The organism is Massilia timonae CCUG 45783, assembly GCF_000315425.1.
GTDB lineage: Bacteria > Pseudomonadota > Gammaproteobacteria > Burkholderiales > Burkholderiaceae_D > Telluria > Telluria timonae.
Genome location: NZ_JH992922.1, coordinates 965,802 through 985,445 on the forward strand (window position 1 = coordinate 965,802; position 19,644 = coordinate 985,445).

General features: G+C 62.0%; 14 protein-coding genes and 2 pseudogenes. 10 read left to right on the forward strand and 6 right to left on the reverse strand.

Translation table 11 applies throughout. The features are described from left to right. Positions 1 to 644: 644 nt before the first annotated feature. A pseudogene (locus HMPREF9710_RS04090) lies at positions 645 to 1,244 on the reverse strand (IS5 family transposase); the annotation flags it as partial. Between the two features lie 75 nt (positions 1,245 to 1,319). On the opposite strand from HMPREF9710_RS04090, the gene HMPREF9710_RS04100 reads away from it, so the two are divergent. Further along, a protein-coding gene (locus tag HMPREF9710_RS04100) for an IS3 family transposase (RefSeq protein WP_229409704.1) occupies positions 1,320 to 2,878 on the forward strand; the annotation gives its coding sequence in 2 pieces (ribosomal slippage) (positions 1,320 to 1,782 and positions 1,782 to 2,878; 1,560 coding nt in all). 27 nt (positions 2,879 to 2,905) lie between these two features. Here the strand turns inward: HMPREF9710_RS04100 and HMPREF9710_RS26940 are convergent. Beyond that, positions 2,906 to 3,250, reverse strand: a pseudogene (locus HMPREF9710_RS26940) (transposase); the annotation flags it as partial. A gap of 226 nt (positions 3,251 to 3,476) precedes the next feature. Between HMPREF9710_RS26940 and HMPREF9710_RS04110 the strand changes: the two are divergent. The 3 genes from HMPREF9710_RS04110 to HMPREF9710_RS04120 are packed head-to-tail and all read left to right on the forward strand — an operon-like array spanning position 3,477 to position 6,641. Then, on the forward strand, positions 3,477 to 4,241 hold the full coding sequence (locus HMPREF9710_RS04110; RefSeq protein WP_005664168.1) for a glycosyltransferase family 2 protein: 765 nt from the start codon (positions 3,477 to 3,479) through the stop codon (positions 4,239 to 4,241). Continuing rightward, a complete protein-coding gene (locus HMPREF9710_RS04115; RefSeq protein ID WP_005664169.1) occupies positions 4,238 to 4,936 on the forward strand; it encodes a TVP38/TMEM64 family protein in 699 nt (232 codons plus the stop codon). Before HMPREF9710_RS04110 ends, HMPREF9710_RS04115 begins: the two co-directional genes overlap by 4 nt. Further along, positions 4,914 to 6,641: an ArnT family glycosyltransferase gene (locus tag HMPREF9710_RS04120; RefSeq protein WP_005664171.1), complete on the forward strand. Its 1,728-nt coding sequence runs from the start codon at positions 4,914 to 4,916 to the stop codon at positions 6,639 to 6,641. Before HMPREF9710_RS04115 ends, HMPREF9710_RS04120 begins: the two co-directional genes overlap by 23 nt. Before the next feature lie 65 nt (positions 6,642 to 6,706). Here HMPREF9710_RS04120 and HMPREF9710_RS04125 read toward each other — a convergent pair. The 3 genes from HMPREF9710_RS04125 to HMPREF9710_RS04140 all read right to left on the reverse strand — a co-directional run bounded on the left by HMPREF9710_RS04125 (position 6,707) and on the right by HMPREF9710_RS04140 (position 9,613). Then, positions 6,707 to 7,956 (reverse strand): IS3 family transposase gene (locus HMPREF9710_RS04125; protein ID WP_229409725.1). Its coding sequence is split into 2 segments (ribosomal slippage): positions 6,707 to 7,671 and positions 7,671 to 7,956, totalling 1,251 coding nucleotides; the frame shifts between segments, so codons are not numbered across the junction. A gap of 62 nt (positions 7,957 to 8,018) precedes the next feature. Next, positions 8,019 to 8,867, reverse strand: coding sequence for an NAD(P)-dependent oxidoreductase (locus HMPREF9710_RS04135; protein ID WP_005664175.1), 849 nt, complete (start codon positions 8,865 to 8,867; stop codon positions 8,019 to 8,021). After that, entirely contained in the window at positions 8,867 to 9,613 is a 747-nt protein-coding gene (locus HMPREF9710_RS04140) for a glucose 1-dehydrogenase (RefSeq protein ID WP_005664177.1), read from the reverse strand. The genes HMPREF9710_RS04135 and HMPREF9710_RS04140 overlap by 1 nt, the downstream gene beginning before the upstream one ends. A 133-nt stretch (positions 9,614 to 9,746) precedes the next feature. Between HMPREF9710_RS04140 and HMPREF9710_RS04145 the strand changes: the two genes are divergently transcribed. The 6 genes from HMPREF9710_RS04145 to mqo all read left to right on the forward strand — a co-directional run bounded on the left by HMPREF9710_RS04145 (position 9,747) and on the right by mqo (position 18,670). Beyond that, positions 9,747 to 10,616, forward strand: a complete 870-nt coding sequence (locus HMPREF9710_RS04145) for a LysR family transcriptional regulator (RefSeq protein ID WP_005664180.1) — start codon at positions 9,747 to 9,749, stop codon at positions 10,614 to 10,616. 105 nt (positions 10,617 to 10,721) lie between these two features. Further along, positions 10,722 to 12,530, forward strand: a complete 1,809-nt coding sequence (locus HMPREF9710_RS04150) for an amidohydrolase (RefSeq protein WP_005664181.1) — start codon at positions 10,722 to 10,724, stop codon at positions 12,528 to 12,530. Positions 12,531 to 12,920: 390 nt separating this feature from the next. Then, on the forward strand, positions 12,921 to 15,017 hold the full coding sequence (locus tag HMPREF9710_RS04155; protein ID WP_005664183.1) for a putative bifunctional diguanylate cyclase/phosphodiesterase: 2,097 nt from the start codon (positions 12,921 to 12,923) through the stop codon (positions 15,015 to 15,017). A gap of 148 nt (positions 15,018 to 15,165) precedes the next feature. After that, positions 15,166 to 16,314, forward strand: a complete 1,149-nt coding sequence (gene tssA / locus HMPREF9710_RS04160) for a type VI secretion system protein TssA (protein WP_005664186.1) — start codon at positions 15,166 to 15,168, stop codon at positions 16,312 to 16,314. A 14-nt stretch (positions 16,315 to 16,328) separates the two neighbouring features. After that, positions 16,329 to 16,604, forward strand: a complete 276-nt coding sequence (locus HMPREF9710_RS04165) for a 7(1) septoil knot domain-containing protein (RefSeq protein WP_005664187.1) — start codon at positions 16,329 to 16,331, stop codon at positions 16,602 to 16,604. Between the two features lie 476 nt (positions 16,605 to 17,080). Continuing rightward, positions 17,081 to 18,670, forward strand: coding sequence for a malate dehydrogenase (quinone) (mqo, locus tag HMPREF9710_RS04170; protein ID WP_005664189.1), 1,590 nt, complete (start codon positions 17,081 to 17,083; stop codon positions 18,668 to 18,670). A 115-nt stretch (positions 18,671 to 18,785) separates the two neighbouring features. Here the strand turns inward: mqo and HMPREF9710_RS04175 are convergent, their stop codons facing one another. Continuing rightward, positions 18,786 to 19,523, reverse strand: coding sequence for a DNA-binding protein (locus HMPREF9710_RS04175; RefSeq protein ID WP_229409726.1), 738 nt, complete (start codon positions 19,521 to 19,523; stop codon positions 18,786 to 18,788). Positions 19,524 to 19,644 lie beyond the last annotated feature (121 nt).

Below are 19,644 nucleotides of genomic sequence, written 5' to 3' on the forward strand. Positions count from 1 at the left end.
CCCTGCAGCACCTGCCGGTGGTGACTTGGTTGCACTAGAGAATCTGATGATATTCTTGTTGCCATGACGGTACCGCTGTCCTATCTGACGAGCCCTAGGTTCACCGTGCTGGCTCTTACTTTAGGCCGCGCAGCGATTGTGGACAAGGGGCGCTCGACTGGTTGGAACTAGAATCGGCCCCTGACAGCTGACGACCACCGTTTCAAGCATCTGCGTACCGCGGTTTGACAAACATTGGCGGCGCCAACAGACACCCTTCCGCTGCAGAGCAAGATTTGACAAACATTGACTAACCAGTAACATGCCTAAGCTGTTGATTTTACAAGCGCGGATTTGACAGACATAATTCCCCTCTCTCATGGCATGTGAAAAAACAATAAAGTTCGACACAAAACAATAAAGTTCGACACAAAACAATAAAGTTTGACACGACCGGCCATGACGAGATGCTCTGGCGCCACTTCCGATTTCGGTCAAGAGAAGACATTTTGAAATAGTGCGAAGTAAGTGCATGTTAATTGAATCGGTTTTCTAACTTTTAGCCACTTCCCTCAGGCTACCTTACGGTTAGGTTGCCGATCACCTTTGTGGGGCTTTGTTGCATAAATCAGCAGAGTTCGTAATTCCCCAAACCCCAGGCGGAATTACGGCATGCTCACCGCCATAGTCGTAGGCGTGCCCAACCGGGTGAACCGATTGAGAATGGCGGCACGGACCTGTAGTTCCGCGACCTGACGGTCGAAATCACGTGCCATAACGCGTTCACCGAGCAGCTTGAAACAACGCATCTTGGTCTCGACAAGGCTGCGCCGGTGATAGCCGCTCCACTTCTTCCAGATTTTCCTGCCCAGTAGACGCGTGGCCGCCAGGATGGCGTTGCGGGCTGTGGCGCCTGGGCGCCGATCCTTCCATGGCTTGGCGTTCTTACGAGTTGGAATAACCGCTTGTGCCCCACGTTGCGCGATCGCTTCATGACAGTCTTTGGTGTCGTAGGCACCATCACCGCTGACGCTTGCGACGGTCTCGCTGGCGGGAATTTGGTCGAGCAGGTATGGCAGCATCTGCGCATCGCCTGTGGCGTTGTCGGTCACTTCAATGGCCCGGATTTCCAGCGTGGCCGCATCAATGCCAAGGTGGACCTTACGCCACTGACGACGATAGTCGGCCCCATGTTTTTTGGTCTTCCACTCGCCTTCGCCCAGCATCTTAATGCCCGTGCTGTCGACTAGGAGGTGCAATCCGGTTACCCCCTCTGTCAGGATAGATGTCGCGTCACTTGAATCACTTTAATCCATCCGGGGGCGGAGCAAAGACGCGCAGTGAATCAGTACCCAGCAGAACGCAAGGAAGCCATTCTTCGGCAAATGATGCCACCGGAGAACAGGCCGGTATCGGCCCTGGCGAAGGAGAGCGGCATCTCGGAACAGACACTTTATACTTGGCGACGAAATCTACAGTCTCAGGGAGTGCCGGTGCCGGGAAATGGAAAGAATGCGGTCGTGTGGTCGTCGGCCGACAAGTTTGGCGTGGTGCTGGAAACGGCACACATGAACGAGGCGGAACTGGCTCAATACTGTCGTGGCAAAGGCTTGTTCGTCGAGCAGGTTGCCGAATGGCGCGAGGCCTGTCAGCAGGCCAATGAAGCACCGGCCGAGCGCAACCGGGAGCTGCGCGAGCAAAGCAAAAGCGACCGCAAAGAAATCAAGCAGTTGAAGAAGGATTTGCAGCGCAAAGAGAAGGCACTGGCAGAGGCAGCGGCGCTGATCATTCTCAGAAAAAAAGCCCAGGCGATCTGGGGGGAGCCCGAGGACGATTGATCGGCACTCCAGATCGCCAGCAGGTGATTGCACTGGTTGAAGAAGCCGTCGACGGCGGGTGTCGGCGTGCACAGGCCTGTAGCGCCTTGGAGATCAGCCTTCGCACCTATCAGCGCTGGATGCGCGACGGTGACGGCGATAACGGCCAGGTTGACGGACGAAAAGGCAGCCGCCGCGTGGCGCCGGCCAACAAGCTGAGCGAAGACGAGCGCCAGCGAATTCTGGAGGTTGCCAACAGCCCTGAATTTGCCAGCAGTCCGCCTAGTCAGATCGTGCCGACCTTGGCTGATCGAGGCGAGTATTTGGCATCAGAATCGACTGTCTACCGGATCTTGAAAGACGAGAAGCAGCAGCATCACCGCGGCCGCGCAAAGAAGCCAAGCACAAGGGTCGTCACGAGCCACTGCGCAACCGAGCCGAACCGCTTGTGGGCGTGGGACATCACGTGGTTGCCGACCGGAGTGCGGGGCTTGTATTTTTACTGGTACATGGTACTTGACGTCTACAGCCGCAAGATCGTCGGGCACGAAGTGAATGTCGCCGAGTCGGCTGAAATGGCATCGCTGCTGATGCACAAGGCCAGCTTGGCCGAGGGACTGGCCGGGCGTGAGGTGGTGCTCCACTCGGACAATGGCAGTTCGATGAAAGGCTCCACAATGTTGGCGACGTTAGAAAAGCTGGGGATCATGCCGTCGTTCAGCAGGCCTCGTGTGAGTAACGACAATGCCTACGCCGAGTCACTGTTCCGGACCTGCAAATACCGGCCGAACTATCCGAGCAAGCCGTTTGAAAGTATCGAAAAGGCGCGGCAATGGACGCTGTCATTTGTGCAGTGGTACAACCATCAGCACAAGCACAGCGGCCTGAAATTCGTGACGCCTGCGCAGCGCCATGACGGCAGGGACGCGGCGATCCTGAACCACCGCAAGCAGATCTACGAGGCTGCGAAGCAACGCCATCCGGAGCGCTGGAGTGGGGCTACTCGGGACTGGGAATTGAACGATGAAGTCTGGCTGAATCCGGAACGGAAACCGCCAGAGCAATTAAGAAAAGCCGCATGACTTGACGCGACATCTTTGTTGACAACTACCGGTTACAGTCGGCTGCGCTCCGATCGTTACCGGTAGATATTTCTGGCGCCGGCTAACGGTGCTGAAGTCAGGCACCTGCCAGTCCAGGCCAGCGAGCTTGAGCAGGCTTTGCGCCATGCCCATCGCCTGGCGCAGGGCCAGATTGAACAAGCCCTTGATGGTCAGGCAGAACTGGATTGCCGCCTCGCTGTACTTCGGTCGTCGGCCCCGCTTGCCGCTGGCACTGCCGTGCCAGCGCATGTCCTTGTCCAGCCAGATGAGCAGCGAGCCGCGCGCCTTCAGCGCCGTGTTGTAGTCTTTCCAGTTGGTCGTTCGGTACTTTGGTTTTGCTGGGGCAGTCATGCCGTCAGTTTACCCCGCACCCACGCTAGACCGCTGAACGGGGCCTATTTGTGCAACAAAGCCCTGTGTGGGGCGGGTTAGTCACACGAGCTGGCGCTCGTCGTATGATTTAACATAATTTTAACGACACTAGTGCAGAATAGTGAGATGGTAAATATAAGATCGATTGAGCCATACCCTAATCGACTTTTGACCAAAAAATTCTCTCCATAGACGATCAAATAACATGTGTGATGAAACAAACCACAAGCAAGCATTGCTTATCTCAGTTTTAATTCCAGCGAAGAATGAGGCTGGCAACATCGGGGACCTGGTGAACGAGATTCATGGCGCCCTCGCCGGTCGTTTTCCCCATGAAGTAGTACTGGTCGACGACGGAAGCACCGACGACACCGGTGCTGTATTCTTGCAACATTGCCAGCAATTAAGCACGCCTGCGAGGCTGATTCGCCACGCGCACAGTGCTGGGCAGAGCACAGCGCTGTGGACCGGCGCGCGTCACGCTGCCGGGCGTTTTCTTGTCACGATAGACGGTGACGGTCAAAACGACCCAGCTGACATCCCTGCATTGGTGGCAAAGGCGCTGATATTGGAAGGGAAGCACCGGCATTTCTGCATTGCTGGCTTTCGCAAGAACCGGCGTGACACGCGCTGGAAAATAATTCAGTCCCGCATCGCCAATGCCGTGCGTCGCCTTATACTCGACGACGGCGTTCCGGATACTGGCTGCGGCCTCAAACTGGTACCGCGCGAAACTTGGCTAGGCCTGCCCTATTTTGACCACATGCATCGGTTTGTGCCGGCGATGGTCAAGCGCCTAGGCGGCGCGATTGCGGTAGTGCCGGTACACCATCGGCACCGTATCGCTGGTGTATCGAAATACACTGCATGGAACCGGTTGTGGGTCGGCATCGTCGACATGTGGGGAGTGAGCTGGCTAATCCGGCGCAGCAAGCTGCCGCTGATCGAACGCATGGAAGTGCGACAGTGAAAACCGAACTAAAACTACTGTTCAAGCCGCTGGTTCTGACCTGCCTGCTAACGCTCGGCTTTGCCTCGCTCCATTTCCATTGGTGGGGATCATTCTCAGAAATGGACTTACTGAACCGGTTGTTCGAGCGACATTGGGCGGTCGCCTGGCCTATCTTCGTGATCACCGGCGTCGTCTATACTGCACTCGGCGGCCCGCGCCAGCTGCTTGCCTTTAGTTCCGGTTACCTGTTGGGAGGCTTAGTAGGTGCGCTGCTGAGCACCACGCTCACGGGATTCGGCGCGCTGCTCGCGATCTACTGGGTGCGAAATATCGGCATGGAGCGCATGCTCAAACGCCACGGCGAACATGTCGTTTTCATCCGCCGGCTACTAGCGCAAGACACTTGGCTATGGATTTGCACGGTGCGCCTGATGCCAATCGGCAGCAACTTGGCAACCAATATTGCAGTGGCCTTGGCTAGGCTGAGCATACCGGCAGTGTTCTGGGGCAGCCTTTTAGGCTACCTTCCGCAAATGCTGCTGTTCAGTTTTGTCGGCGCAGGCCTTGCTCTGCAGGACGAGCAGCAGCTCTGGATCAGCCTGTTCATGCTGGTGCTGTCCACGGCGCTCGTACTCTATCTCTACCATCATGGCTTCAAGCAGCGGCTACAAGAAATTCGAGGACAAACGCATGCAAGTCCCATCCAATCTTAGTGCTAGGCAAGACACAAGCTGGTGGCCGTGGATCGCTGCCCTACTGGTCGTAGTTCTGTTCGCCGGAATTGGGCTGCGCGACCCCTGGCCTGCCGACGAGCCGCGCTTTGCGCAAGTTGCCCGCGAAATGGTGGAATCGGGCCAGTGGTTGTTCCCCACACGCGGGGGCGAGTTTTATCCAGATAAGCCGCCGGTTTTCATGTGGCTGATCGCGATCTTCTATCAACTTACCGGACAGCTGAAAATCGCCTTTCTAGTGCCTAGTGCGTTAGCGGGGCTGGGCACACTGTGGTTGGTATTCGACCTGGGCCGCCGTTTGTGGGGAGAAAAGGTCGGGCGTTCGGCAGTGCTTGCCCTCGCGTTCACGCCGCAGTTCCTGCTACAGGCCAAGGGCGCGCAAATCGACGCAATGGTCTGCTTCTGGATCACGCTCGGATGCTACGGACTGCTCCGTCATTTCCTGCTCGGTCCGGCCTGGGGCTGGTATGCCGCCAGCTGGGTGGCGATGGCACTAGGTATCGTGACGAAGGGCGTTGGTTTCCTACCGGTGCTGATGCTGATACCGCTGGCGATCTGGCGCACCCCCGTCACTGTGTCCGGGCAGCGGGCTTGGTGTAGGCGCGCATGGTGGGGGCCAGCCTTATTGCTGGGCACTTTGGCACTTTGGCTAGTCCCGATGTGGATGGCAGTCGAACGCATCCAGAGTCCGGAACTACTGGCCTACCGCGACAACATTCTGCTCAGGCAAACAGCTGAACGCTATGCAAATGCTTGGCATCACATCAAGCCTTGGCACTACTACTTGACGATTGCGGCGCCGAGCATGTGGTTTCCGCTGGCCGTGCTCTTCCTGCTGCAGCTGAGCAGCATCAGGAGGCTTTGGCCGTCCAGCGCTGCACTGCGCGTAATGCTGAGCTGGGTTGCGCTAGTGTTGCTCTTCTTTTCCATCAGCCCCGGCAAGCGCGAGGTGTACATCCTTCCCGCGCTGCCGATGTTCGCTTTGGCGCTAGCCTACGTATGGGAACAGGTACCCGCAGAAGGGCGTCGCACGGCGACTGTTCTGTTGCGTGCGGCGCTCGCGCTCATGTGGATGCTCGTGATCCTCATCGCGACTGTCGCGCTTTTTGCTCCAGAGCATCTGCCTTCCCGGGCGGATGACTATGCTGACGCCGTCGCGGTACTAGCACCGGGCTTGTTAGTACTTGGATTAGCGGTGTTCGGCAGTGTCTGGCTGTTGCGCAAACGTCCATTGTTCGAACAGCTCGCCCTGGCCAGCATGCTGGCCTGGCTGTTCGTCTCTTTCTGGCTATGGCCCATCCTGAATACACACCGGACACCGCGTACAATCATGCAGGAACTCGAACGGCGCGTTGCCCCTGAAACGGAAGTGGGCATGCTCGAGTTCAAGGAACAGTTCCTGTTGTTCGCAGAACGGCCTCTGGTCCATTTCAGCTATCTGGCGCCTGTGCCGGAGCAGGAATGGAACGCCTGGCGCTGGATGCGCGCTGATCCGACGCGCGTGCTGTTACTCTCTGACGACCTAGCGTTACGCTGCTTCGACGTTACGAAGAAACGTGTTATCGGCGAAGCCCATCGGCGAAGCTGGGTGCTACTCGACAACTCGTCGGTACGTAAGAGTTGCGATGCGGCTGCTGATCGGCCTCCCTACCGATACGTACCGGTGAAGAAAGATATCCTCCACTGACTCGATACGAAATGACGAGCACCATCTAAAGTGGACCCATCAGTCAAGACACTCAGCCGGCTAGTTTAAGCTGTGTCCATTTCCACTTCAGCAGCTGCCCGGCGCTGCCCCGTTCCGCCGTTTTTCTCCGGCTCTTGGTCCGCGTCGCCGAACTTGTCGACGATCAACGCACCTCCTCCAACACCGGCACGGTAGACATGATCTGGCGTCTCGTAGCCCAGCGCCTGGTGTGGACGCTCGGCGTTGTAAAACGCGAAGTACTGTGCCAGGCCGACTGTCAGCTCGGCCATGTTGGCGTAGCCCTTCAGGTACACGTCCTCGTACTTCACGTTGCGCCACAGGCGCTCGACGAAGATGTTGTCCAGCGCCCGTCCTCGCCCATCCATGCTGATGGCCACGCCTTCGCGCTTGAGCACGCTGGTAAAGGCGTCACTGGTGAACTGCGAGCCCTGGTCGCTGTTGAATACCTCGGGCTTGCCGTGGTGGCGCAATGCCTCCTCCAGACAGTCCACGCAGAACGACGCGTCCATGCTGTTGCTGATGCGCCAGGCCAGCACACGACGCGAGTACCAATCGATGACCGCCACCAGGTAGGCAAAGCCGCGCGCCAGCCGAATGTACGTCAGGTCCGTACTCCACACCTGGTTCGGCCGCGTGACCGCCACCCCGCGCAGCAGATAGGGATAGACCTTGTGCTGCGGGTGCGGCTTGCTCGTGGACGGCCCCGGCGCCATGCCCGCCAAGCCCATTTCCCGCATCAGGCGCTGCACGCGCTTGCGGTTGACGCGGTGCTCTCGGCCTCGCAGGAAGACCGCCATGCGCCGGCTGCCGTAGAACGGGCGGCTGGTGTACTCCTCGTCGATCAGGGCGCGCAGCTGGCCGTCCTCCTCCTCGATGCATTCCTGTCGGGCCGCCGCCTCCAGCCGCCGATACACGGTCGAACGCGGCACGCCGGCCAGCTCGCACTGCATCGTCAGCGGTATCTTGTCCTCGCGCTCGATCCACCGTGCCCGCTCGGCCGGACTCATTCCCCAAGCTTTTTTTTGAGCCAATCCACCTGCATCTTCAGCTTGCCGATCTCGCTGTACAGCTTGTCCTCCGGGCTGCTTTCGTCCACCGGCTTCGGCCCGCGCTTGACGTCGAACAGGGCGCCGGCGTTCTCCAGGATCTCCTTCTTCCACTGGCCCACCAGTACTGGATGCACGCCGAATTCCTGCGCAATCTCCGTCACCGTCTTCACCCCACGCACCGCTTCCAACCCAACCTTGGCCTTGAACTCGGCGCTGTGCACCCTGCGTTTTTTACCTTCACTCATTCGCTGTCATCCTTTCGCGGACGACAGCTTAAACCACCGTCTCAGATTCGGGGTCCACTATACTATGCCGACCGAATGGTGTAGTCAGCCATCACCGACCAATCCCTTTCACCACCGCCGGCACTGACAGCCTCGCCCATTCGCTGACGAACCGCATCGAGCATCGGCAGCTGCCGCCCCAGCTGTTCCGCCGCCGCATGCGCAAGCCGCAAATCCTTCAAGCCCAGCGATGCCTTGAATCCCGGCTCGTAGCGCTCGTGCATGATATTGGCCGAATACACCTGGTATGAACGACTGCCGAACAGGGTATGCAGGATCAGGTCGAAGAACCGCTCGCGCGCCAGTCCATGCGATTCGGTCAGCACAACGGCTTCGGCCATGGCCTCGATCGCCATCGTGATCATCATGTTGCAGGCGAGCTTGGCGGCATAGGCCGTGGGCGGTTCCGCGCCCATGTCCCATACGCGCTTGCCGATGACTTCCAGCACTGGCCGAACCGTGTCCAGTGCCGCGGGCTGACCGGCGGCCAGCACCTGCAGTTCCCCCTTGGCGGCAACGTCCGGCCGCCCCAGCACCGGCGCGGCCACGTAGCCAATTTTCACAGTGCGGTGACATTCGACGAGTTCCCGTGCGAAGGCGACAGAGATGGTCGATGCAACGATGTGCACCAATCCTCTGCGCGCCTGCGCCAGCGCCCCGGTCTCCAGCAAGACACTGCGGATCGCGGCATCGTCGGACAGCATCGTCAAGGCGACGTCCGCCTGCAGCGCTTGCGCCGGCGTCTCCACCATCCGCACGCCCGCGACGTCTCCACCGGAACGATTCCACGCCTTCACCGCATGCCCCGCCGCAGCCAGATTGCGCGCGATCGCGCGGCCCATGGCGCCCAGGCCGATGATGCCGATCTCCATCAGCGCATGCCTCCCGAACCCAGGACGATCTCGCCCGTCACCCAGCCGGCATCGCTTGACGCCAGAAAGGACACGATCGGCGCGATGTCCTGCACCTGGCCGCTGCGGCCGAGCGGTGTCCGTTCCTCGTTCCAGGTCTGGAAGTCGGATCCGATTGCCCCGGCGGTGTGCGTGCCTTCGGTCTCGATCAGGCCGGGATTCACCGCATTGACGCGGATGCCGCGCGGACCGAGTTCGCGCGCCAGCACGCCGGTGATGACGTCGATCGCACCCTTGGTGCCGCTGTAGATGGCGCTCTCGACCGGAAGAACGCTCGTGACGTTGGAACCGATGTTGATGATGCTGCCGCCCTCGCCCAGGTGTGGCGCGGCGGCGGCGCTGACCAGCAGCGGACCGAGGACGTTGATGTCGAACTGCTTGCGATAGCGTTCTTCGGTGGTCTCTTCGATCCGCGCGAACTGGTAGATGCCGGAGTTGTTGACCACGATGTCCAGGCGCCCGAAATGGTCGATCGCCGCCTTCACCAGCGCTTCGACCTCCGTCTTGTTGGTGACATCCGCGCCCACCGCCACCGCGAACCCGCCGGCGGCTTCGATATCGGCGACCACCTTGTCTGCACCGCTCTTGCTCGAGGCGTAATTGACGACGACCTTCGCGCCATCGGCCGCGAGCCGGCGCGCGATGCCCGCGCCGATCCCTTTCGACGCGCCCGTCACGATGGCGACCTTGTCTGCTAACTTGTTCATGTCTTGCGATCCCGGATGAGGCCAGCCCGGAATGGGCCGGCACGCTTGAAGCGCCATGGTGCCCCTTACGATATTGTTTGAGAACTGCCATCCATGTATATTCCAAGTACATTTTTGAACGGGTAGCGACGACATGGAATGGAGCGACGTCCGCGTCTTCCTGGCAGTGGTGCGCGGCGGATCGTTCGGTGAAGCCGCCCGGACGCTGGGTGTGAGCCATCCGACAGTCGGCCGCCGGATCAAGGCGCTCGAAGACGAGGCGCAGCAGGCGCTGTTTCGCCGGACCAGGGATGGATTGGTGCTCACGGATGCCGGGGACGGCGTGCTGGCGCTGGCCGAATCCATGGAAAATTCCGCGCTGGCCATGGAAAGACGTTTGGCGGGTAATCACGACCGCCTCGAAGGCATGTTGCGGATATCCTCGGCAGAGTGGTTCGCAGGCTATGTGTTGGCGCCTGTCCTGGCCGAATTGACGCGCCGCCATCCGGCGGTCGTGCCGGAAGTCATCGCCAGCTACCGCCTGCTCGACCTGTCGCGCCGCGAGGCCGATGTGGCGTTTCGCCTCGTTCCTTTCAGCGAACCGGACATCGTCCAGCGCCGCCTGATGAGCATGGCATATGGTGTGTATGGCTCGGCCGACACCGCATCCGCACTGCAGGCCGATCCGGCATCGGTCGGCCTTGTTCTCATGAATACGGCGCAGTCCCACTTTCCCGATGTCGCCTGGCTGCTCGACAGGTTTCCACTGTCGCGGCGGGTCTTCACGAGCACGAGCCGGGCCGTCCAGGCACAGATGTGCCTGCAAGGCATGGGCATTGCAGTGCTGCCGAGGCCGCTTGGCGATGCGCTATCTGGCTTGCAGCGCATCGACATGCCGGACCAACCCCCGGGCAGGGATATCTGGGTGGGGTACCATCACGACCTGCGGCATATGGATCGCCTGCGGGCGATGCTGGATATCGCCGCTACGATGCTGTCGAATACCTCGAGCACAACGCCATGATCGAATCGTGCTGCTAACAGCAGGAACGATCAGTGACTGTGCTGAACCGTCTAGGTAACCTTCTCTCATTCAATGTGGTTTCAATCCATCGAATGGGGAGCAGCAGTGAAGTCGATTTTATTCATCGGACTCATGGTATTAAGTGGCCTGAACAACGCCTTCGCGCAAGCCATTCAGGAAACGCCAGGCGCCGACCTGATCGTCCATAACGCCAAGATCTACACCGGCAATCCGGCACAACCATCGGCATCCGCCGTGGCCGTCAAGAACGGCCGCATCTACTCGGTCGGCACCGATGCCGACGTGCTGTGCCTGAAGAACGCCAACACGAAAATCATCGATTCCCGCGGCCGCCGACTCATCCCGGGCATCATCGACGCCCACACCCACGTGCTCAACGAGGGCGGCTACAACTACACCCTGCGCTGGGACGGCGTGCCCACGCTGCGCCGGGCCCTGCAGATGCTGAGCGAGCAAGCCAGGCGCACCCCGGAAGGCCACTGGGTGAAGGTGATCGGCGGCTGGTCTCCCTACCAGTTCGAGGAAAACCGCTTCCCCACCATGGACGAACTGCGCAAGGCCGTCCCCAACCGTCCGCTCATCGTGCAGTACGCCTACAACCGCGCCTTCCTGAACCAGCAGGCGCTGGACGCCCTCGGCGCCGGCACCGACAGGTTCCCCAACCTGCCGGGCACCGAGCTGGAGAAAGACGCGCAGGGCCGCCTTACGGGCGTGGTCCACGGCTTCACGTTCACCTTCATCACCATGGAAACCATGGTCCCCCAGCTCACCCCGGAGGAAGAGGTGAGCTCGCTGGTCCAGACGGTGCATAGTCTGAACCGTGTCGGGGTCACGTCGATCGTCGATGCGGGCACGGGCTTCCGCGGCTATCCCAAGGCCGTGCGCACCGTGGACGCCCTCGCCCGCGACAACCGCCTCAACATCCGCATGCCCTTCATGGACATCCAGTTCGGCGACGGCGCCGACTTCAACGTGGTGGACGCCCAGATCACGGCGATCACCAGGACGGCGCCGATCGCTCCCGGCCACAACCTGCACCCGCACCTGGCCCATGGTCATTCCTATCAAGGCGCCGGCGAGCTGCTGGCGGTGGAGGTGCACGACCACGAAAACTTCGACCGTCCGGCGGTCATCATCGAGCCTTCCAAGATGCATCGACTGGTCGAGCGCGACATCGCCAAGCTGGTCCAGCGGCGCATTCCCTTCCGCGAGCACATCACCTACGACGAGAACATCACGCCCTTCCTCGATGCGCTCGAGAAGCTCGACCAGAAGATGCCGCTCGACGGCCTGCGCTGGAGCCTCGAACACGCCGAGACCATCAGTCCGGCCAACGTCGCCCGCGTGAAGGCGCTGGGCGGCGGCATCGCCCTGGACACCAAGATGGCGCTGCATGGCGACAGCTTCGTCAAGACCCACGGCCGCGACAAGGCCTTGATCACCCCGCGCCTGCGCGAGCTCGTCGACAGCGGCGTGCCGCTGGCCATGACCACCGACGCCTTCCGCGCCGCCTCGTTCAATCCGTGGATCGGCATCAGCTGGATGGTGTCCGGCAAATCGATCTCCGGCGCCGAGATCCTGGCCCGGAATAACCGCCTCACACGTGAAGAAGCGCTCAAGCTGTTTACGCGCAATGCGGCGTGGTTCATGAACACCGAGTCCGAGATGGGCATGATCGCCCCCGGCTACCTCGCCGACTTCGCGCTGCTCGACCGGGATTACTTTACGGTGCCGGAAGCCCAGATCAAGTCCGTTTCCTCGGTCCTGACGGTCATGGATGGCCGGGTGGTGTACGGCGCACAGGACTACGGTTCGCTGTCGCCGGCATTGCCCGAGATCTTGCCCGCGTGGTCGCCGATCAAGCACTTCGGCGGCTATTACCAGGCGCGGTAAGGTGAATGCGCACGCGGCCTGGCTCGCCATTCCTTTGCTGCTGGCAGCCGACGCCGCGCTCGCGCAGTTCCAGCCGTAGCGCTTCGACGACGACGTCAAGGCCCAGCGCCAGGGATGCGGCCGGCAAGGCAGCCGCACCGCATGCTGGAAGGGCCGCCCGCTCGCGGACCATGTGCGCCTGACGCTGGGAGGCGACTTGCGCCTGCGCTACGAGCACACCGGCAATCCGCGCCTGGTCGCTCGCGACCCGTATGGAGCGCGCACCGGAAATAGTTCTACAAAGAACTAAATCCTGTATAGTCAAGCTCCTGACCGACCGCCCCGGCGCGTCCACGCGGCCAGGGACGCCGCACTGCGTCTGTCCGGTGCCCGATTGCCAATGCTACGCCCATGAACGCCGAGAACCCCGACCTGATGTACCGCCTGCTCGTCCAGGGCGTGGTCGACTACGCCATCTACATGCTCACGCCGACCGGCGTCGTCTCCAGCTGGAACGCCGGCGCCCAGCGCGCCAAGGGCTATACCGCCGGCGAGATCGTCGGCCGCCACTATGCGTGCTTCTACGGCGCCGAGGACCGGGAGGCCGGCCTGCCCGACATCAACCTCGAGATCGCCACCCGCACCGGCCGCTTCGAAGACCAGGGCTGGCGTGTGCGCAAGGATGGCAGCGCGTTCTGGGCCCATGTGGTGATCGACGCCATCCGCGACGATGACGGCGCCCTGGTCGGCTTTGCCAAGATCACGCGCGACATCACCGAACGCCACCAGCAGCGGCGCAAGCTGGTCGAGGCCAAGGAGCTGGCCGAAGCCTATAGCCGCCAGATGGCCTCGCTGTCGCACTTCCTCGATTCGGTGATCGCCAACATCCCGGCCAGCGTGCTGGTGCTGGACGTCGCATCGCGCACCATTCTGCTGGCCAACCAGCAGGCGCAGCGCCTGTTCGCCCAGGTCTATGTCGACCTCAAGGGCTTGCCAGTCGGCGATTGCCTGAGCCCGAGCGTGGCCGACTACGTCGAGCGCCAGACGGCGCATGCGGCGCCCACCAGGGTCGGGCTGGACGACGCCGTGCTGGTCGAAACCTCGGTCGGCCCGCGCAGCCTGCGCAGCCGCACGGTGCTGGGCAAGCAGCCCGACGGCGAGGGCGATTACGTCCTGATCATCACCGAAGACGTGACCGACGAGCTGGCCGCGTATGCGCAAATCCACCACATGGCGCAGCACGACGGCCTGACCAATCTGCCCAACCGCAACCTGTTCAACGCACGCCTCGAGAGCGCGCTCTCGCACAGCGCGGAGGATGACTCCGGGGTGGGCATCCTGTGCCTCGACCTGGACAATTTCAAGAACATCAACGACGCCTACGGCCATGGCTTCGGCGACAAGATCCTCTTGACGCTGGCGGGCCGCTTGCGCAAATGCCTGCGCGACCAGGACACGCTGGCGCGCCTGGGCGGCGACGAGTTCGCCGTGGTCCTGCCGCGCATCAAGCGCCTGGAAGAAGCGCAACAGGCGGCGCAGCGCCTGATCGAGGCGGTGGCGCCGGCATTCTCGATCGAGGGCCACAGCTTCGCGGTCGGCATCAGCGTCGGCATCGCCTTGTCCACATCCGCCGGCAACACGGCCGAGCAATTGCTGCAGCACGCAGACATGGCCTTGTATGAAGCCAAGCGCAACGGCCGCAACCGCCACGAGGTGTTCCAGCCCGAGATGGAGGCGGCGGCGCGGGTGCGGCGCCAGATCGAGATCGACCTGCGCCGCGCGCTGCACCGCGGCGAGCTGCAGATGCACTATCAACCGATCGTCGAAAAGGCCGGCAACCGCATCTCGGGCTATGAGGCCCTGATCCGCTGGCGGCATCCGGAGCGCGGTGCGATTGCGCCGATCGACTTCATACCGATCGCCGAGGAAACCGGCCTGATCCACGAGCTCGGCGCGCGCGCCTTGAACCTCGCTTGCCAGGAAGCGGCGACCTGGACCAACGGCGAAACGATCGCCGTCAACCTGTCGCCGATCCAGTTCAAGAGCAGCGAACTGGTGAGCATGGTGGCGCTGGCGCTGGCCGATTCCGGCCTTGCCGCCGAGCGGCTGGAACTCGAGATCACCGAGTCGGTATTGCTCGACAATAGCGATGGCAATATCCGCACCCTGAAGGCCTTGAAGAAGCTGGGTGTGCGCATTTCGCTCGACGACTTCGGCACCGGCTATTCCTCGCTGAGCTATCTGCGCTTTTTCCCCTTCGACAAGATTAAGATCGACAAGTCGTTCGTGCAAGAGATCGGGCAGAGCCGGGAAGCGGTGGCGATCATTCGCGCCATCACCGGCCTCTCCAGCAGCCTGCTGATCGAGACGACGGCCGAGGGCGTGGAGACCGAGGAGCAGCTGCGGCGCCTGGTGGAAGAAGGCTGCTCGCACTTCCAGGGCTATCTGTTCGGGCGTCCGGAAGCGGCAGAGAACCGGATGCAGCGGCTCGACTGGCCTGCGGTCTGACTGGACGCATTTGCCGTAGTCGATAATGAAACGGACAACGACATTTTCCAGCGACTGCCATGCATCACGACGCCATCGTCGGTGACCGCATGATATGGCGGCTGGGCCGGCAGCCGCCCGCATTTTTCGCATAGACACAGGATCGCCCATGATCGACCAACACCTCATCCAGCGCGCCGAGCAGGCCTTTTCCAACGCCTGCGGCATGCCATTCGAAAAACTGCTGGCGCCGATCGAGGGCGAACCCGGCGCCGGGCAGGCAGCCAGCGATGGCATCGTCAGGGCGATCCGCCAGTGGCGCACCGCCGGCGACGCCAGCCTGCCGATGGGCGCGTTCACGGGCGAATTGCGGCGCCCGGATTGGGACAAGATCATGCACATCTCGTGCGAGGCCCTCGTCCGCCACGGCAAGGACCTGCAGGTGGCCGCCTGGCTGCTCGAGGCCCAGATCCACCAACATGGGTTTGCGGCGATCGCCGGCGGCCTGCACCTCATGACGCGCCTGTGCGAGCAGTATTGGGACGACATCCATCCCCAGGGCGCCGCCGACACCTACGAGCGCCGCGCCAACATCTTCCACTGGGTCAACCACGCGCTGTCCCCGATCCTGCGCCAGGTGCCGCTGGCCTTCGGTCACCAGGGCCAGCCGTTCACCCTCGCCGACTGGGAACGCGCGCGCCGCCATGAACACTTGCGCCAGACCGATTCCTGCGGCAACGTCGAAGGCCCGTCCGGCGCCGATCTGTCCGCGGCGCTCGCGGCGGTGGCGGACGACACCTGCGCCGACATGGAGCGCGACCTGGCCGACGCCCTGGCGATGCTGAAGCACCTGGCCGACGTGCTCGAGCCGAGATTGGACGAAGGCGCGCCATCCTTCGGCATGTTCGCCGGAGTGATGGAACAGGCACGTGGACTGTTCGAGGCCGAACTCGAGCGGCGCGGCCTGCCGCGTCATGCGCGGCCGAGTCCGATTCCGGCGGAGCCGGCCGTGCCCGCGGCGCCCGAGGAAGCGGCCGCGACGCCGGCAGACGTCATCCTGCCGCGGACCACCATGGCGGAGCCCGCCGCCATACGCGATCGCGCCGAAGCGTATGCGCTGCTCGAGCAGGCGGCCAGCTTCCTGCAGCGTGATGACCCGCACAGCCCGGTGCCCTACCTGGTGCGTCGCGCCGCCGAATGGGGGAAGCTGAACGCCGCCGAGCTGTACCAGGAGCTGTTCCTGCGCAGGGGCGGCCAGGTCCACATCTTCGACGTCATGGGCCTGGACACTCCCGGACAGGCCGACAAGAAAGACTGAACAAGGAGCACGCAATGGCGATCATTTATCAGGCCAGCAATTTCGGTGACGCCGACCTGCGCGTCGCCCTGGTCGAACGCGGCATGGCCGACCTGCTGGTGCACAGGGTGGCGGCGCGCGGCCTGGCGCATGGCGACGCGCTGTGGTACAGCACGCGGCACCGCGAGGACGCCAGTGTGCGCGTCTTCTTCGTTTCGCCGGGAATGGCCCAGCTGAAAATCTTTTTTGTCCCGAACCAGGACGAGGCCGGCTGGCAGCGTCCGCGGCCGCCCGCAATCCACCTGCGCTAGCGTGCGTAACGCCGGCCGGGCCGGCGTGATGTCGTTCCGCCAAGGCGGACTCGGTACTACTACTGAGTCCGCCACAGGTCGAATACTGAGAGGGCCACGTTTACCGGGGGTGGTCCGCGCAAGCCTGATTTGTTTGGGCTATACTCCGCTCAGTCCTCTATAGGACTTCCCGCTCAATGGACGCCAGGGATATCGACTGGCCTGCCTGACAATCCATGTCAGCGCGTCATATCCGTGTTGCCTGCAAGGCCGGTTTGACTGTCATCCAGTTCACCGTTGCCTTGCCTTCGCTATGCGTCGGTTGCCGAGTTTTGTTGCTGTTCTCACGGATCGCGACAGGTCCCGACAACCCGTTCCTTATCGGTGCTTCGATACCGCCAGCAGGCGGTGTGGAAACATTCCTTTACCGAGCCGTTGAACTTTTTAAATCTGATTGCATGCCAGGCCATCGCAAACATTTTTCAGGTGATACTCGTATGCGTACCTCGCTTCTAGTTGTCCTTTCTTGCTTCATCGTTGCATCTTGCAGTAAAGCCCCCGCTCCTTCCAATGACAAGCCGGTCGACGTCGTCCTGATCGGCGCCGGCGTCATGAGCGCCACGCTCGGCACCATGCTCAAGGAACTCGATCCCGAACTCACGATCGAGATGTTCGAGCGCATGGATTCGGTCTCGGCCGAGAGCTCCGACGCGATGAACAATGCCGGCACCGGTCACTCCGGTTTCGCCGAGCTGAACTACACGCCCGAAATGCCGGACGGCACCATCGACACCAAGAAGGCCGTCGACATCAACGAGCAGTTCGAGATCTCGAAGCAGTTCTGGGCCTACCAGGTCAAGAAGGAATACCTGGGCGCGCCGAACACCTTCATCAACAACGTGCCGCACATGGCCTTTGTCTGGGGTGACGACAACATCAACTACCTGCGCAAGCGCTACGATGCGCTGCAGAAGGAAAACCTGTTCAAGGGCATGCTGTACACCGAAGATCATGAGACGATCCGCAAGTGGGCGCCGCTGGTCATGAACGGCCGCGACGCGAACCAGAAAGTGGCCGCGACCCGCATGGACATCGGTACCGACGTCAACTACGGCACCCTGACCCGCAGCATGGTCAAGCACCTGACCGGCACCCACGGCATGACCCTGAACCTGCGTAGCCAGGTCGAAGACATCAAGCGCGGCAAGGATGGCCTGTGGAACGTGACCGTCAAGAACCTGGCGGACAACAAGCTCAAGACCGTGAGCGCGAAGTTCGTGTTCATCGGCGCCGGCGGCGGCGCGCTGCCGCTGCTGGAAAAGACCGGCATTCCTGAAGCCAAGGGCTACGGTGGCGTTCCGGTCGGCGGCCAGTGGCTGGTGACCACCAACCAGGCGCTGATCGAAGCGCACCACGCCAAGGTGTACGGCAAGGCCTCGGTCGGTTCGCCGCCGATGTCGGTGCCTCACCTCGACACCCGTATCATCGACGGCAAGAAAGCCCTGCTGTTCGGACCGTTCGCGACCTTCTCGACCAAGTTCCTCAAGAACGGTTCGTGGGTCGACCTGCCGGCCTCGATCGGCACCGGCAACGTGCGTCCGATGGTGCAGGCTGGCATCGACAACATTCCGCTGACCAAGTACCTGGTCGAGCAGGTGATGAACTCGCAGGAAGACCGCGTGGCCACCCTGCGTGAGTACCTGCCGGAAGCCAAGATGGAAGACTGGGAACTGGTCAACGCCGGCCAGCGCGTCCAGATCGTCAAGGACGACCCGAAGAAGGGTGGCCTGCTGCAGTTCGGCACCGAAGTCGTTGCCTCGGCTGACGGCTCCGTGACCGCCCTGCTGGGTGCATCGCCAGGCGCCTCGACCGCCGCGCCGATCATGCTCAAGGTGCTCAAGGCATCGGCCTTCCGCGACAAGCTGGAAACGCCGGAATGGCAAGCCAAGATGCACGAAATGATTCCTTCGTACGGCCGCAAGCTGAACGACGATCCGGCCTTCGCCAACCAGATCCGCCAGCAGAGCAGCGCTGCGCTGGGCCTGAAGGCGTTCACGCTGGACGTGCCGGCGGCAACGCAGGAATAATGGTGTAGAGAACGGCTGCGGCATGAGCCGCAGCCATTCAACAAGCAGTGATGCAACAAAAAAAAGGCCTCGGTTCAGTGAACCGAGGCCTTTTTGTATTTCAGCCGACGCAGGCTTATTTGCGTGCGCGCAGGGCTTCGAGTTCGGCGCGCAGATTGCTGCGTTCGCTGCGCGAGTTGTCGAGCATGGTGCGCAATTCCTTGACCTCGGCCGCCAGGTTGTCGCGCTCGGTCGTGACGCCGACCAGCTCCATCTGGGCGCGCAGGCGCGCATCCGACTCGGCCGCGGTGGCCGCCACGTTGCGCTCGAGCTGCTGGCGCAGGTCGGCCAGCTGGGCATCCTTGCCGTCGATCGCCAACTGATCCTTGGCCTTGCCGACCAGCGCATCGGCGGCGATCTGGCGCGCATTGCGCAGCTCGGCCGTCAGGCGCTCGATCTCTTCGTTGCGTTCATCCGCGATCAACTGAGCCTGTTCGCGCGCGACCCGCGCATCGCTCAGTTCGGCGTTCAGGCCGTCACGCTCGGCTTCGAGTGCATTGCCGGCTTCGAGCAGCGCATCCATGTCGCTCTCGGCGCGCGCCAGCGCATCGCGCATGCCGGCGCCGGCATCCTGCGCATACTGCTGGGCCCAGCGGCTCAGTTCGGCGAGCAGCTCGGGCGGCATCTCGGCCTTCGGCGTCTCGACCGGTTGCGCATGGCTGGCGCGCCAGGTGGCCAGGTGCTGGTGGATGGTCTTGGTCGACCCGGCGCCGATCAGGGCGCGCACCGCCTCGATCGTGACTTGCTGCCTGTCGTTCTGGAGAGTGTTGGCCGCCTCGATGACGTCGCCGAGCGTCACGTCCAGGTGTGCCATATCCGTTTTCATACCGCGTCAGAATGTTCGTTGTAGGGCTGTCCATCATACGCTAGACGATGGTTTAGTTGCTCGAAAGCATCGCCCGATACGACCAAGTGTCGCGGATTTGCCGCTATTT

Bases quoted from the DNA above. Each gene is read 5' to 3' on its own strand.
- HMPREF9710_RS04110 (WP_005664168.1), top strand. From the start codon at position 3,477: ATGTGTGATGAAACAAACCACAAGCAAGCATTGCTTATCTCAGTTTTA.
- HMPREF9710_RS04120 (WP_005664171.1), top strand. From the start codon at position 4,914: ATGCAAGTCCCATCCAATCTTAGTGCTAGGCAAGACACAAGCTGGTGG.
- HMPREF9710_RS04135 (WP_005664175.1), bottom strand. From the start codon at position 8,867: ATGGAGATCGGCATCATCGGCCTGGGCGCCATGGGCCGCGCGATCGCG.
- HMPREF9710_RS04140 (WP_005664177.1), bottom strand. From the start codon at position 9,613: ATGAACAAGTTAGCAGACAAGGTCGCCATCGTGACGGGCGCGTCGAAA.
- HMPREF9710_RS04145 (WP_005664180.1), top strand. From the start codon at position 9,747: ATGGAATGGAGCGACGTCCGCGTCTTCCTGGCAGTGGTGCGCGGCGGA.
- HMPREF9710_RS04155 (WP_005664183.1), top strand. From the start codon at position 12,921: ATGAACGCCGAGAACCCCGACCTGATGTACCGCCTGCTCGTCCAGGGC.
- tssA (WP_005664186.1), top strand. From the start codon at position 15,166: ATGATCGACCAACACCTCATCCAGCGCGCCGAGCAGGCCTTTTCCAAC.
- HMPREF9710_RS04165 (WP_005664187.1), top strand. From the start codon at position 16,329: ATGGCGATCATTTATCAGGCCAGCAATTTCGGTGACGCCGACCTGCGC.
- mqo (WP_005664189.1), top strand. From the start codon at position 17,081: ATGCGTACCTCGCTTCTAGTTGTCCTTTCTTGCTTCATCGTTGCATCT.
- HMPREF9710_RS04175 (WP_229409726.1), bottom strand. From the start codon at position 19,523: ATGGCACACCTGGACGTGACGCTCGGCGACGTCATCGAGGCGGCCAAC.